The 14,201-nt window shown below is 69.1% G+C and carries 9 protein-coding genes and 1 tRNA gene; 4 read left to right on the top strand and 6 right to left on the bottom strand.

The annotated features are described in order from the left end of the window. On the top strand, positions 1–825 hold an 825-nt coding region (locus tag ACMUOO_RS04020; RefSeq protein WP_413854882.1), incomplete at its 5' end, for a glycerophosphodiester phosphodiesterase family protein. Positions 826–855: 30 nt separating this feature from the next. After that, complete coding sequence (locus ACMUOO_RS04025) at positions 856–1,647, top strand: inositol monophosphatase family protein (RefSeq protein ID WP_301919156.1); 792 nt, start codon at positions 856–858, stop codon at positions 1,645–1,647. Between the two features lie 59 nt (positions 1,648–1,706). On the opposite strand, the gene ACMUOO_RS04030 is transcribed toward ACMUOO_RS04025, so the two are convergent. From ACMUOO_RS04030 to putA, 3 genes are read right to left on the bottom strand one after another with little or no spacing between them, the layout of a single operon-like run. Further along, positions 1,707–2,090: a GFA family protein gene (locus ACMUOO_RS04030; RefSeq protein ID WP_301919155.1), complete on the bottom strand. Its 384-nt coding sequence runs from the start codon at positions 2,088–2,090 to the stop codon at positions 1,707–1,709. After that, positions 2,090–2,830, bottom strand: coding sequence for a rhomboid family intramembrane serine protease (locus ACMUOO_RS04035; RefSeq protein WP_301919154.1), 741 nt, complete (start codon positions 2,828–2,830; stop codon positions 2,090–2,092). Before ACMUOO_RS04035 ends, ACMUOO_RS04030 begins: the two co-directional genes overlap by 1 nt. Before the next feature lie 45 nt (positions 2,831–2,875). After that, positions 2,876–6,316 (bottom strand): bifunctional proline dehydrogenase/L-glutamate gamma-semialdehyde dehydrogenase PutA, encoded by a 3,441-nt coding sequence (gene putA, locus ACMUOO_RS04040; protein ID WP_301919153.1) that lies wholly within the window; start codon positions 6,314–6,316, stop codon positions 2,876–2,878. A gap of 106 nt (positions 6,317–6,422) precedes the next feature. Between putA and ACMUOO_RS04045 the strand changes: the two genes are divergently transcribed. Then, positions 6,423–6,887 carry an Lrp/AsnC family transcriptional regulator gene (locus ACMUOO_RS04045; protein ID WP_301919152.1) on the top strand — a complete coding sequence of 155 codons (465 nt, stop codon included), beginning with the start codon at positions 6,423–6,425 and terminating at the stop codon, positions 6,885–6,887. A gap of 3 nt (positions 6,888–6,890) precedes the next feature. Here ACMUOO_RS04045 and ACMUOO_RS04050 read toward each other — a convergent pair whose 3' ends face one another. Beyond that, on the bottom strand, positions 6,891–8,129 hold the full coding sequence (locus ACMUOO_RS04050; RefSeq protein ID WP_301919151.1) for an META domain-containing protein: 1,239 nt from the start codon (positions 8,127–8,129) through the stop codon (positions 6,891–6,893). Positions 8,130–8,254: 125 nt separating this feature from the next. Between ACMUOO_RS04050 and ACMUOO_RS04055 the strand changes: the two genes are divergently transcribed. Continuing rightward, positions 8,255–8,338 (top strand) — tRNA-Leu (locus ACMUOO_RS04055). Between the two features lie 1,101 nt (positions 8,339–9,439). Here the strand turns inward: ACMUOO_RS04055 and carB are convergent. Both carB and ACMUOO_RS04065 read right to left on the bottom strand, forming a co-directional pair. Continuing rightward, positions 9,440–12,838 carry a carbamoyl-phosphate synthase large subunit gene (gene carB, locus ACMUOO_RS04060; RefSeq protein ID WP_301919150.1) on the bottom strand — a complete coding sequence of 1,133 codons (3,399 nt, stop codon included), beginning with the start codon at positions 12,836–12,838 and terminating at the stop codon, positions 9,440–9,442. A gap of 75 nt (positions 12,839–12,913) precedes the next feature. Further along, positions 12,914–14,200, bottom strand: a complete 1,287-nt coding sequence (locus tag ACMUOO_RS04065; RefSeq protein ID WP_301919149.1) for a glycosyltransferase family 87 protein — start codon at positions 14,198–14,200, stop codon at positions 12,914–12,916. Position 14,201: the final 1 nt, after the last annotated feature.

The following is a 14,201-nucleotide window of genomic DNA, read 5'->3' on the forward strand; positions in this document are numbered from 1 at the left end:
ATCGTCGGGGGAGGACCCGACATGGAAACGCCGCATCCGTTCCTCGACCATCCTTTGCCGCTTGCCTTCGCCCACCGCGGCGGATCGCTGGAGGTCGAGGAGAACACGGATGCGGCCTTCGCCCACGCCGTGGCGCTCGGCTACAGCCATGTCGAGACCGATGTCCAGGCGACGCGCGACCGGGTGGCGGTGATCTTCCACGACGACACGCTGACCCGGATGACGGGCGAGGAGGTGCGGGTGGACGCGCTGACCTGGGCCGAGCTGAAGGCGCGGCGGACGAAGGGCGGCAACCCCATCCCGCGGCTCGACGAGGTGCTGGCGTCCTGGCCGGGGCTCTTCCTCAACCTGGAGGCCAAGGCGGATGCGGCGGTCCCCCCGATGGCCGGGGCGATCCGGGCCGCCGGCGCGCTTTCGCGCGTCTGCATCGGAAGCTTCGCCGCCCGGCGCACGGCCGAGGCGGTGCGGCTTCTCGGCCCCGGCCTCCTCTGGTCGCCGGCACAGGCAGGTGTGCTCGCGCTCTGGCTGCGCGGCTGGGGCCTGCCGGCTCCGCGGCCGGGGTTTCGTGCGGTGCAGGTGCCGGCCCGGCACAAGGGTATCCCCCTCGTCACCCGCCGCTTCGTGCGGGCGGCCCATGCGGCGGGGGTGCAGGTCCATGTCTGGACGGTGGACGAGCGGGCAGAGATGGAGCGGCTTCTGGAGTTGGGCGTCGACGGGCTGATGAGCGACCGGCCGTCGCTTCTGCGCGCGGTCCTGGCGGAGCGGGGCAAGGAGCCGGCGAGGGGGGCGGTTCCCCCTTCACATCCGGGTCCGGCCCGCGTATAGCCGCCGCCTGATCCTTCCCGGAGACCGACGATGCAGGGCAGCGCCAACCTCAACCTGATGATCAAGGCCGCGCGGAAGGCGGGGCGCAGCCTCGTGAAGGATTTCCGGGAAGTCGAAAACCTTCAGGTCTCGGTGAAGGGCGCGGGCGATTTCGTCAGCCGTGCCGATATCGCCGCGGAGAAGATCATCCGCGACGAGCTGATCGGCGCGCGGCCGACCTACGGCTGGCTCGGCGAGGAATCGGGCGAGGCCGGCGGCGCCGACCCGACCCGGCGCTGGATCGTCGATCCCCTCGACGGGACGACCAACTTCCTGCACGGCCTGCCGCACTGGTCCGTCTCCATCGCGCTCGAGCACAAGGGCGAGGTGGTGGCAGGGGTGATCTTCGATCCCGCGAAGGACGAGATGTTCGCGGCCGAGAAGGGGGCGGGCGCCTGGATGAACGAAAGCCGAATCCGGGTCTCGGGCCGGCGGGTGATGGGCGAGGCGCTGTTCGCCACCGGCATACCCTTCGGTGCGAAGAAGACGCTCCCGGCGACGATCCGCGACCTCGCGCGGCTCATGCCCGCCTGTGCCGGCGTCCGCCGCTGGGGCTCGGCCGCGCTTGACCTCGCCTACGTCGCGGCAGGGCGCTATGACGGCTACTGGGAACGCGAGATCAATGCCTGGGACATGGCTGCGGGGCTCGTGATCGTGCGCGAGGCAGGAGGGTTCTGCGAGGCGGTGCGCGAGGGGCGCGACATCTTGGAGAGCGGATCGGTCCTTGCGGCGAACGCCGAGATCTTCGCCGCCTTCGCCGGAGTGCTGCGCGCGCCCGAGTGAGACGAGGGTGGGGGCCTCCCGCCCCCACATCCCCGGGAGTATTTCCGCCAGGACGAAGCTCAGGCGCGGTCGGAGGGGTGGTTCACCCCGTCCGTCCAGGGCACCTCGCCGAGATCACGCGGATTCACGCCGTCGAGACAGGCGACGTTGACGCCATATTCGTTCGGGTTGGAGCGGCGGCGGTGATGGGTGTAGATCCCACAGGTCTTGCAGAACCAGTGCTGCGCCGTGCCCGTGCCCCAGGCGTAAAGCGCCAGGTTGTCCGCGCCTTTCACGATTCGAACGCCGTCGAGGGGCGCCGAAACCGCGATCGCGCCCCGTCTTCTGCAGAACGAACAATCGCACCGCCGTGCCGTGGCGAAGCCGTCGCTCAGTTCGACGGAGAGTTCGACCGCGCCGCAGTGGCAGGTCGCGCGGTGCGGGCGGGACGGCTCGGGCAGCATCAGCGCCTCCGCCGGACCGTCGGGATGCGCGAGGGCAAATAGACGGTGTCAGGGTGGGGGGGGCGGCCCTGCGTGCGCGCCCAGAATCCCGGGCCGCCGCGGCGGACCCAGATCGGCAGGGCGAGGACGAGCCCGGCCACGAAACCGCCGGCATGCGCCCAGAAGGCGACCCCGCCGCCGTCGAGGGGCGTGCTGAGGCCGCTGAATACCTGAAGCGCGAACCAGAGGCCGAGCATGATCCAGGCGGGCAGGGTGAAGATGCGGATGAAGATCACGATGATCACGAGGATATCGACCTTCGCCCGGGGGAACATCAGGAGATAGCCGCCCATCACGCCCGCGATGGCACCTGACGCGCCGACCGTCGGCACGGTGGAGCCGGGGGCGGAATAGACGTGCGCGAAGGCGGCGGCGATCCCCGAGGCGAGGTAGAAGACGAGGAAGCCGAAATGGCCCATCTGATCTTCCAGATTGTCGCCGAAGATCCAGAGGAAGAGCATGTTGCCGATGATGTGCATCCAGCCTGCGTGCAGGAACATCGAGGTCAGGATGCCGGTGTAACTAAAATGGTCGGTCACGAGCACCGGATAGAGCGCGCGGTCCGCCCAGAACTTAGCGAGCGCCCGATCATCGGCCATGTACGGGAGTTGCACGAAGAAGATCAGGACGTTGAGAGCGATCAGCGCATAGACCACGAAGGGCGTGCCATGGGAGGGGTTGTGATCGCGGATCGGGAACATGCACGCACGCTCGCCGGTCCGCGATCCCCCGTCAAGCGGAACCCGTCAGGCGGCCCCCGCCTCGGCCAGAAGCGCCGCGTTGCCGCCGGAAGCGGTGGTATCGACGCAGACGTGGCGTTCGTGCGCGACGTGCGCCCGGTCCGGTTGCGTGGTGATGACCGGCAGGATCGGCCCCTCGCGGCCGGCCAGGGCCAGCGCCAGGGCGCGCGCCGTCGCCGCGTCACCCCACCACAAGACGCCCGAGAAGCCGGCGAGCCTTGCCAGCGCCGCCGGGTCGAGCCTTCCGGGCAGCGCCACGGCGCGGCCGCCAAGCGCCTCGACGGCTGTCCGCTGCGCTTCGGCGGCGGCGCGGCCGGGGCCGAGGCAGAGCAGTGGCGCCCGCGGATGCAGCGTGAGACGGTTCGACTCTCCGGTGGGGCCGGGCAGGTCCTCTGTTGTGATCGGACCACGCGCCGGGGCGGCATCGAGCGCGGCCTGCACCTTTGCGGCATCGGCCTCACCCTCCGGCGTCCCGGCCGCTTCGCCGGGGGCTGGCGCAGTGAAGCGCGGCAGGTAATCCGGGCCGCCGGCTTTCGGTCCGGTGCCCGAGAGACCCTCGCCGCCGAAGGGCTGGGAGCCGACGACCGCGCCGATCTGGTTGCGGTTGACGTAGATGTTGCCGACGGAAAGCGCCTCGGTGATTTCCTGCACGCGGTTGTCGATCCTCGTGTGAAGCCCGAAGGTCAGACCGTATCCTGTTGAGTTGATGTCGGATATCAACTTCTGAAGGTCTTCTGCCTCGAAGGTGGCGACATGAAGGACGGGACCGAAGATTTCGCGTTTCATCTCGGCGATGCCTTTCACCCGGATTACCGAGGGTGCGATGAAATGGCCGCCCCGCGGGGTCGAGAGCTGGCGGAGGAGCCGGCCCTCCCTGCGGGCCTTCTCGACATGGGCGCGGATGCCTGCCTCGGCTTCGGCGTCGATCACCGGACCCACGTCGGTGGAGAGCGACCAGGGGTCGCCGACGGCAAGCTCCTCCATCGCGCCGAAGAGCATGTCGGTGAAATGGGCGGCGATGTCGGACTGAACATAGAGGCAGCGCAGCGCCGAGCACCGCTGGCCCGCCGACTGGAAGGAGGAGGCGACGATGTCGCGCACCGCCTGTTCGGGCAGCGCGGTCGAATCGACGATCATCGCGTTGAGGCCCCCCGTCTCGGCGATCAGCGGCGCGCCGGGGGCGAGGTTCTCGGCCATGGCGCGCTGGATCAGCCGCGCGGTTTCGGTCGAGCCGGTGAAGCAGACGCCGTTCACGCGGGGGTCGGAGGTTAGCCTTGCCCCGACCGTCGCGCCGTCGCCGGGCAGGAGTTGCAGGGCGGGGGCGGGGACGCCCGCCTTGCGGAGGAGCGCCACGGCATGGGCGGCGATGAGCGGGGTCTGCTCGGCCGGCTTCGCCACCACCGCGTTGCCGGCCGCCAGGGCCGCCGCGATCTGGCCGGTGAAGATGGCGAGCGGGAAGTTCCAGGGGCTGATGCAGGCGAAGGTTCCGAGCGCTGGGCGGTCGAGACCGGCGGACCGGGCGGCGTAGTAGCGCAGGAAATCCACCGCCTCGCGCAGTTCCGCGACCGCATCGGGCAGGGTCTTGCCGGCCTCGCGGGCGAGGAGCGCGAAGATCGGGCCGAAGTCGGCCTCGTAGAGGTCCGCCGCGCGGTTGAGGATGGCCGCGCGCTCGGGCTGCGCCGCGGCCCAGGGACGGGCGGCGGCGAGGGCGGCGTCCACATCCGCGGCCGTCGCGTCGGTCACCTCGCCCACCGCCGCGCCGGTCGCGGGGTTCAGCACCGGCTTCGCGGTGCCCTTGGACGCCGTGGCCGCGAGGATGGGGGCGGCGGCGAAGGCCCTGGTCTCGAACGGAGCGCGTGCGGCGTCGATGCGGGCCAGCGTGGGCGCGTCGGTCAGGTCGAAGCCTTGCGAGTTCGCACGTTCCGGCGCGAAGAGGCCGGGGCCGGGGACGACACGGGCGTTGGCAAGCCCCGGCAGCATCGCCTCCACCGCCGTCAGCGGACAGGCCGCCACCGCCTCGGGAGCCACGTCCTCGTTGACGATCTGGTTCACGAAGGAGGAATTGGCGCCGTTCTCCAGAAGGCGGCGGACGAGATAGGCGAGCAGGTCGCGGTGGGCGCCCACGGGGGCGTAGATGCGGCAGCGGGTCTTTTCGCGCTTCAGCACGATGTCGTGGAGCCTTTCGCCCATGCCGTGCAGGCGCTGGAACTCGAACGGCTTGCCCTTGCCCATGTCGAGCACGGCGGCAACGGTATGGGCGTTGTGGGTGGCGAACTGCGGATAGATCCGATCGGTCATGCCGAGGAGCTTCCTGGCATTGGCGATGTAGCTGACGTCGGTCGCCTCCTTGCGGGTGAAGACAGGGAAGTCGGCAAGACCCATGACCTGCGCGCGCTTGATCTCGGCGTCCCAGTAGGCGCCCTTGACGAGGCGGACCATGATCCTCCGGTCGAGCCGCTGGCTGAGGCCGTGGAGCCAGTCGATGACGGCCCCGGCGCGGCGGCCGTAGCCCTGCACCACGATGCCGAAGCCGTCCCAGCCCTTGATCTCGGGATCGGCCAGGACTGCGGCGATGACCTTCAGGGAAAGCGTCAGCCGGTCAGCCTCTTCCGCGTCGATGTTGAAGCCCATCCGGGCGCGTGCGGCAGCCCGCGCGAGATCGCGCACCACGGGCACGAGCTCGGCCATCACACGCGCCTCCTGCGCCACCTCGTAGCGGGGGTGGAGGGCAGAGAGCTTGACCGAGATGCCGGGATTGGCGCGGATGTCGTCGCTGCGGGCGGCGCCGGCGATGGCGGCGATGGCCTTGGCATAAGCCTGGGCGTAGCGCTCGGCATCCTCGGCGGTCCTGGCGGCCTCGCCGAGCATGTCGTAGGAATAGGTGTAGCCCTGTGCCTCCATCGCCGAGGCGCGTTCCATCGCGGCGTTGATCGTCTCGCCAAGCACGAACTGGCGGCCCATCTCCTTCATCGCCTGCCGCACCGCGCGGCGGATGACGGGCTCGCCGAGGCGCTTCATCGCGCCCCTGAGATGGCCGACGATGCCGGGCTCCTTCTCCTCAAGCACCTTCCCGGTCAGCATCAGCGCCCAGGTGGACGCGTTGACGAGCGAGGAGGCGGACCGGCCGAGGTGGCGGCCCCAGTCGGATGGCGCGATCTTGTCCTCGATGAGCGCGTCCATCGTCTCGGCGTCCGGCACGCGCAAGAGCGCCTCGGCAAGGCACATCAGCGCAATGCCCTCCTCCGTCGAAAGCCCGTACTCGGCGAGGAAGACCTCCATCAGCCCGGGACGCACGTCGGCGCGGATCTGGCGGACGAGGGCCGCGCCTTCGGCGGCGATCCGCGCGCGGGCCTCTGCCGTAAGATCGGCCCCCGCGATCAGGCGGGACAGGAGCGGCGCCTCGGGCTGGAGGGTGCCGGTCTCGATTTCGTGCCAGGGGTCGGTCATCGGGTCACTCCGCGGGGTCTGGCCCATGATACCGCTTGCATCCGAGCCATTCCGACCAAATACTATAAAATTGGCAGGCATATTGCCCAAAGTGAGGCTGAAAGACATGCCAGATGAACTTCCCGTTCTCGACCGCTACGATGCGGCGATTCTCCGCGCCCTCTCGGAGGACGGGCGATTGCCTGTGACCGAACTTGCGCGCCGTGTGGGTCTGACCAAGACGCCGGTGCAGGCACGGGTCAGGCGGCTGGAGGAAGCGGGCGTGATCGCCGGGTACCGCGCCGTCCTCAACCCGATCCGGATGGGGCTGGCGCATGTGGCCTTCGTCGAGGTCCGGCTGTCCGACACGCGCGAGACGGCGTTGCAGGGCTTCAACCGCGCGGTGCGCGCGGTTCCCGAGATCGAGGAATGCCACATGATGGCGGCAGGGTTCGACTACCTGCTGAAAGTGCGCACGACCGATATCGCCGACTATCGCAGGGTGCTCGGCGAACGCATCTCGGCCCTGCCGCATGTCGCCTCCACCTCCACCTACGTTGCCATGGAGGCGGTGAAGGAGGGGGGGCTCTGAGCTTCAGAACCGGGCGCGGAGGAGAACGGCATCGCCCCCGATCAGGAGGAGGTCGCCGGCCTCGTCGAAGTCGAAACGGTCGACCTTCGCCAGAGCGTCTAGGATGGCGCGTTCCGCCGCCATCACCGGCTCCGGGCAGGCCATCATGGTCATGCCGCCGGGTTCCAGGCGCAGCCCTTCGCCGGAGAGCGTGTAGCGGCCGGTGACGCGGTTGCAGGCGGCGCGCCCGGCAAGGCCGCCCCCCGCCGAGAGAAGAAGCGTAGCCTCGGCCCCCTCAGGCAGCGTCGCCCCGGCAACCTCCGAGATGCGCCATTCCGGACCGGCGATGAGCGCGGCGGGGTCTCCGCCGCAGCCGGTGAGGACGCGCGTGCCCTCGGCGAGGGCGACGCGGTCGGGGTGGGGCATGCCGGTCATCGTGTCGCGGCAGGGTTCGGGCGTCACCGTCAGGGTTAGGCCGATCGGGTCGAGCCGGAAGAGCACCCCGGCGCCGGCGGGCTCGGGAGCGGGCAGCGCGACGTCGCGGGCCTCGGCGTCGCGGGGCGCGTACGAAAGCTGTCCGCCCCGGACGGTAATCGCCCAGTCGGGTTCGTGTCCGGTCGCCCGCCAGCCGTCGCCGGCGGGAAGGGCGGCGGCGCATTCGGGCAATTCGGTGCCTCGGAGGCTGACGGTGACGGCATCGCCCTTGGACCAGACCGAGGTCCCGGGGTCGGTCGGATCGGCGAACTTCGCGCCCGAGGCGGTCTCGACCGGGGCCAGCTCGATCCGGCGCGGGCCTACCCGCAGGTTCGCCCCGTCCGCGCGAAAGCCGACTTCGACGGCGAGATCGCCGCATCGCAGGCGGCTCGCGAAGCCCATCGCGCGATAGGGGGCGAGCGCGATCAACCCGAGATCGGACGCATCCGCTCCGGCCGCAACATGGACCGGCTCGCTCAGCCAGCGCACCTCGCCGCCGACGCTCAGGCCGCCGCGCAGGAGGAGATCCTGCCCCTCGGGCACGGCGAGCGCGAAGGCGAGCGGCACCTGCGCGCCCGCTGTGGGCTGCCGCAGCGACGCGAGCGGGCGGCCCGACCCGTCCGTCGCCTCGACGAGGAGCGTCGCCTCCGGCGGAAGGGCGATGCGTTCGCGGTACGCGAAGCTGCCGGTCAGATCGCGCGCCTCGGCCCGGTCCGCCCACCCGAGGGCAAGCAGGCCCGCAAAGGCGCCGCATACCGTCCGCAGGGCCAACGTTCCACCTCGTGCCATCGCAGTTCTCCCCTTTCCAGCGCCTCGCGGCAAGCCTCTCAGGGGCAACCTCCCGATGCAAGCCTTGTCACCGGGCCTTTCCCGGCTATTGTCCGGCCCGTAGCCGAGACTAAGCTCCCCGGCAGGCCCGCGTGGTGGAATGGCAGACACAGGGGACTTAAAATCCCTAGGCTTCGGCCGTGCCGGTTCGAATCCGGCCGCGGGCACCAAGCAGAGAGGTGGTCTGGCTTGCATGAAAAGGTTCCGGGCGTTTTCAAGTGGATATGCGCCCCGGTCATGCTGCCACCGCTTCGGGTATCGGCTGGTTGAAGCCGGCCAGATCGAAGCCGTCATCCCGCCGCTTCGGCCCCTCGCGAACCAACGCGGCACGGGACTTTCCAACCGAGCGGTTCATGTTCGATCCCCATCACGATCAACGAGTCCAAGCGGCCGCTGAACGAGACGCTGGTGATCCAGAAGGTGCCGATCGACATGAAGCTCCACCTCGAGGACGAGGCACGCTGAGGGCACTCCCCGCGGGCGTCCGGTGGACGGCCGCGCAGGTCCGTTTGGCCGGAGCCGCAAGGCGGAGGGTGAGGCGTGGTCGGGCCTTGGCCCGATCAATCGCTCCAGTGGAGCGATTGAAACGCCGAACGCCCGGTCTGCAAAGACCGGGCGGGGTGGGCCACCCGCGCGGTCGGTCGCAATCGGAACGCGCCTGCCTGGGGTGAGACCGGACAAGAAACGGTCCGGTGGACCGTTTCCCGGTCGAACGCCCGCCCGCGTCGGGCGGGCCGGGAGCGCGCGGTAACGCGCCTGCCGGGGGGTGATGAGGGGTAAGCAAAGGTCCAGTGGACCTTTGCCCCGAAGAATCAATCTCTGCAGTTGGAACGAAGTGATCCGGTGCCTTGAACCTCGATCCGTCAGCGCGGAAATTTTGTTCGTCTGGAATGGTTTGATCTGGAAAGAGTTCGCAAATGGCCCGATTCACCATCGCGTCTAGTGATGGGAGGGGCCGCGCGGCATTGCCTTTGAGAGACATTCACTCCGTCGCAGAATAGCTACGTTTAAGCAATCCTCTCTCCGTCTTCTCCTTTGTCAAGTGGGACCGGGCAGCGCCCGACCCGCCCCCCAGGGGCGGGCGCTTCTCGCCCACCCCTCGGTTCGGGCGCTGCCCTCCTTTGTGCAAAGCAGGATGCGGTCGGATGTGGGCGAAGTCGGCCGGTCGCCTGTGGCACGCTCTCCCGGCCCGCGCAGGTTTGCGCGGGCGTTCGCGGCTTCAATCGGTCCACTGGACCGATTGATCCCGGACCAAAGTCCGGGACCGCCGCTCACCCCTGCAAGGTCCTCACCCCGATCCCCTCGCCCCTTGCCTTCATCGCCTGCACGGCCGCGACGCTCGCCGCCGCCGTGGTGAAATAGGGGATCTTGTCGTATAGCGCCACGGCGCGGATCGAGCGGCTGTCGTCAATGGCCTGCTGGCCCTCGGTGGTGTTGAAGAGCAAAGCGATCTCGCCGTTCTTCAGCCGGTCGACGATGTGCAGCTTGCCCTCCTGCCTTCCCTCGTAGACCTTGTTCACCGTCTCGGCCTCGATGCCGTGCTCGGCAAGGAAGGCGGCGGTGCCGCGGGTGGCGATGATCTCGAAGCCCATCGCGACGAGGTCGCGGGCGGCGGCGGCCATCTCGGGCGTCTTGTCCATGTCCTTGATCGAGATGAAGACGCGGCCGGCCTCGGGCAGGTGGGTGCCGGCGCCCATCTCGGCCTTGAGGAAGGCGAGGGGGAAGGACCGGTCCCAGCCCATGACCTCGCCGGTCGAGCGCATCTCGGGGCCGAGGATGGTGTCGACGCCGGGGAAGCGGGCGAAGGGCATCACCGCTTCCTTGACGCTGAACCACGGCATCTGCGGGTCGGCCAGCGTCATCGGGTCGGCATAGGGGAGCGGCGTGTCGGGGCCGACGCCCGCCGGATAGGGCGCGCGCATCGGGAAGGCCGACAGGGGTTCACCCGCCATCAGCCGCGCGGCGATGGAGGCGATGGCGCTGTCGGTGGCCTTGGCGACGAAGGGCACGGTGCGGCTGGCGCGGGGGTTGACCTCGAGCACGTAGATTTCGCCCTCCTTGATCGCGAACTGGACGTTCATCAGGCCCCGGACCTTGAGCGCGAGGGCCATGGCGACGGTCTGGCGCTTCAGCTCCTCGACCGTCTCGGGGGAAAGCGAGTGCGGCGGCAGGCAGCAGGCAGAGTCGCCGGAATGGACGCCCGCCTCCTCGATATGCTCCATGATGCCGGCGACATGGACGTTCGCGCCGTCGGAGAGCGCGTCCACGTCGACCTCGATGGCGCCGGAGAGGTAGCTGTCGAGAAGGACCGGGTTCTTGCCCGAGACATCGACGGCATGGGTGATATAGCGGCGAAGCTGGTCCATGTCGCGCACGATCTCCATCGCCCGGCCGCCGAGGACGTAGGAGGGGCGGATGACGAGGGGGAAGCCGACCCGTTCGGCGATGGCAATGGCCTGATCGGCGGAGGAGGCGATGCCGTTGACGGGTTGCCTGAGCTTGAGGTCATGGAGGAGCTTCTGGAACCGCTCGCGGTCCTCGGCGAGGTCGATGGCGTCGGGCGTGGTGCCGAGGATCGGGATGCCCTCGGCCTCGAGCGCGTTGGCGAGTTTCAGCGGCGTCTGGCCGCCGAACTGGACGATGACGCCGTGGAGGGTGCCGTTCTCCTGCTCCACCCGGAGGATTTCGAGGACGTGCTCCAGCGTCAGCGGTTCGAAGTAGAGACGGTCGGAGGTGTCGTAGTCGGTCGAGACCGTCTCGGGGTTGCAGTTGATCATGATCGTCTCGTAGCCCGCCTCGGTCAGCGCGAAGCAGGCGTGGCAGCAGCAGTAGTCGAACTCGATCCCCTGGCCGATGCGGTTCGGGCCGCCGCCGAGGATGACGACCTTCCTGGCGGCGGTGGGCCGCGCCTCGCATTCCACGTCGCCCATCGCCGGGGCCTCGTAGGTGGAATACATGTAGGGCGTCTGCGCCTCGAATTCGGCGCCGCAGGTGTCGATGCGCTTGAAGACGGCGTTGACGCCGAGCCGCTGGCGCGCGCGGCGGACCTGACCCTCCTCGCGGCCGGTCAGCTTGGCAAGGCGGGCATCGGTGAAGCCCATCATCTTGAGGCGGCGGAGGCCGCTTTCGGTGAGCGGCAGGCCGTCTTTGCGGATTTCGGCCTCTTGTTCGATTATCTCGCGAACGCGGGCCAGAAACCACGGGTCGAAGGCGGTCGCATGCTGGATTTCTTCATCCGTCAGCCCGTGGCGCATGGCCTGCGCGATCAGCCGCAGACGGTCCGGGGTCTGGGGCGAGAGGGCGCGGATGACGGCGGCCTTGTCGGCGGCCCGGTCGATTTCGGCCCCCCCACCCTGACCCTCCCCCACGAGGGGGGAGGGAAGCGCGCCCTCGATGGCGATCTCGTCGAACCCGGTCAGGCCGGTTTCCAAGCTGGCGAGCGCCTTCTGCAGCGATTCGTGGATGGTGCGGCCGATCGCCATCGCCTCGCCCACCGATTTCATCGCGGTGGTCAGCTCGGCCTTCGCGCCGGGGAACTTCTCGAAGGCGAAGCGCGGGATCTTGGTGACGACATAGTCGATGGTCGGTTCGAAGCTCGCCGGCGTGACCTTGGTGATGTCGTTGTCCAACTCGTCGAGCGTGTAACCCACCGCCAGCTTCGCCGCGATCTTGGCGATCGGGAAGCCGGTGGCCTTCGACGCCAGCGCCGAGGAGCGTGAGACGCGCGGGTTCATCTCGATCACCACCATGCGGCCGTCCCTGGGATTGATCGCCCATTGCACGTTCGATCCGCCGGTCTCCACCCCGATCTCGCGCAGGACGGCGATCGAGCCGTTGCGCATGATCTGGTATTCCTTGTCGGTCAGGGTCAGCGCCGGGGCGACGGTGATCGAATCGCCGGTATGGACGCCCATCGGATCGACGTTTTCGATCGAGCAGACGATGATCGCATTGTCCGCGCGGTCGCGGACCACCTCCATCTCGTATTCCTTCCAGCCAAGGAGGCTTTCGTCGATCAGCACCTGGGCGACCGGCGAGGCGTCGAGGCCCGAGCGGACGATGGCCTCGTAATCGTCGCGGTTGTAGGCGACGCCGCCGCCGGTGCCGCCAAGGGTGAAGGCGGGGCGGATGATGGCGGGCAGGCCGACATATTCGATGGCGTCGATGGCGTCGCGGACGCCCGCTGCGACGTCGTACCTGCCGTTGGGAAGTTTCGGCGCGGCGACAATGGTCGCCTTGGGGTTCTCGAGCCCGATCCGGTCCATCGCCTCGCGGAACAACTTGCGATCCTCCGCCATCTCGATGGCCTGGCGATTGGCGCCGATCAGCTCGACCTTGAACTTGTCCAGCACGCCCATGTCGGCAAGCGCCAGCGAGGTGTTGAGGCCGGTCTGCCCGCCCATCGTCGGCAAAAGCGCATCGGGGCGTTCCTTCTCGATGATCTTGGCGACGATTTCCGGGGTGATCGGCTCGATATAGGTGGCGTCTGCCATGCCGGGGTCGGTCATGATCGTGGCGGGGTTGGAGTTGACCAGGATCACCCGGTAGCCTTCCTCGCGCAAAGCCTTGCAGGCCTGGGCGCCGGAATAGTCGAACTCGCAGGCCTGACCGATGACGATGGGCCCGGCTCCGATGATCATGATCGACTTGATGTCGGTTCTCTTCGGCATCGCCCCCGCCCCCGTTCCGCAAATTGTCGGGGGTTATAGACAAGCCCGCCCCGGGCGCAAGTCCCGATGGCGGGTTCAGGCCCGGGCGCGGCGGGCCGCGGCGAAGACCCCGACGAGGACGACGGCCCAGGCAGCGCACATCATCCAGGTATAGTTGGCGATCGGCCAGGGCAGGAGTGCGATGGCGGGAAAGACGAAGCTGAGGGACGGCACACCCACGAGCGCGATCAGGACCGCGGCGCGCCGCACCGGGAGGACCCCAAGCAGGCCGGGCAGCAGCAGGAGTGGCACCAGGTAGTAGTGCAGCCAGCCGAGCGGCCCGAGCAGGGCGACGATGATCGAGAGGGCGATAAGGCCGAGGCCGCGGCGGAGCCTCCCCGGCAGCGGCCGGAGCACGCGGGCGAAGGCGGCGACGACGGCCAGCGCCAGAAGCGATACCGCGGGCGAGAGCCATCCGGGGATGCCGTGATGATAGACGATGAGCGGGTCCTGGAGCGGGGGCATCGGCAGAAAGCCGAGGGCCGAGCCGAGCGCGACGGCGGCGGTGAAAAGCGATGTGTTTACGGCGGTGAGAAAGGCCACGCCCTTCACGAGGGCGAGACTGTCGAGGAAGGCCTGATGCGCGGGCCAGCCCGCAAGCGCGATCGAGAGGAGCCCGAGCGCCGCCCCGGCGACCGCGAAGGCCAAGGTGGCCTGCCGCTGGCCGTCGAGGAGGAACAGGAGGACGAAGGCCGCGGGCGTCAGCTTGATCGCCGCGGCGAGGGCCAGCGCGATCCCGGCCGCAACGGAACGGCCGGCGCCCAACCGTTCGAAGGCGAGGAGCGTCAGGAACCCCACGGTGATCGTCGGCTGGTTCTGCCAGATTGCGAGGTGCGACTGGATGGAGAGGTTGAGGATCACGAGGCTGATCGCCGACCAGATCCACCACGGCATCGCCGCCGGCTTCAGGATCCGCCCCGCAAGCCAGGCCGAGGCGGCGAGCATCGGGACCTGCACCGCCGCGACGAGGTCGAAGAACCCCTGCGGCGAAAGCAGTCCGGCGAGCGGCGCGGCAAGCACCGCCCAGAGCGGCGGATAGACATAGGCGTAGGTCGTCTGGCCGGCGATGCCGAGCGCCTGCATCGCCGGCAGCCAGCTGTCGGCCGCGCCGCCGAAGAAGGCCGGTGGCGCGTCATAGATGAGCGCCTGCTGTCCGCTGTGCCAGAGCCAGCCGGCCATGTAGACGGCCGAGAGATCCTCGGCCCAGCGGCCCCATTGCTGCCAGCTGGTGACGAGGGCCCAGAAGCAGAGCATGGCAAGCGCAAAGGCCCGATCGCGGGACGGCGTCAGGGCGGATGGGTCAACTGGGCGGGCAATGTCCATG

It is taken from the genome of Albidovulum sp., assembly GCF_041919395.1.
Taxonomy (GTDB): Bacteria; Pseudomonadota; Alphaproteobacteria; order Rhodobacterales; family Rhodobacteraceae; genus Albidovulum.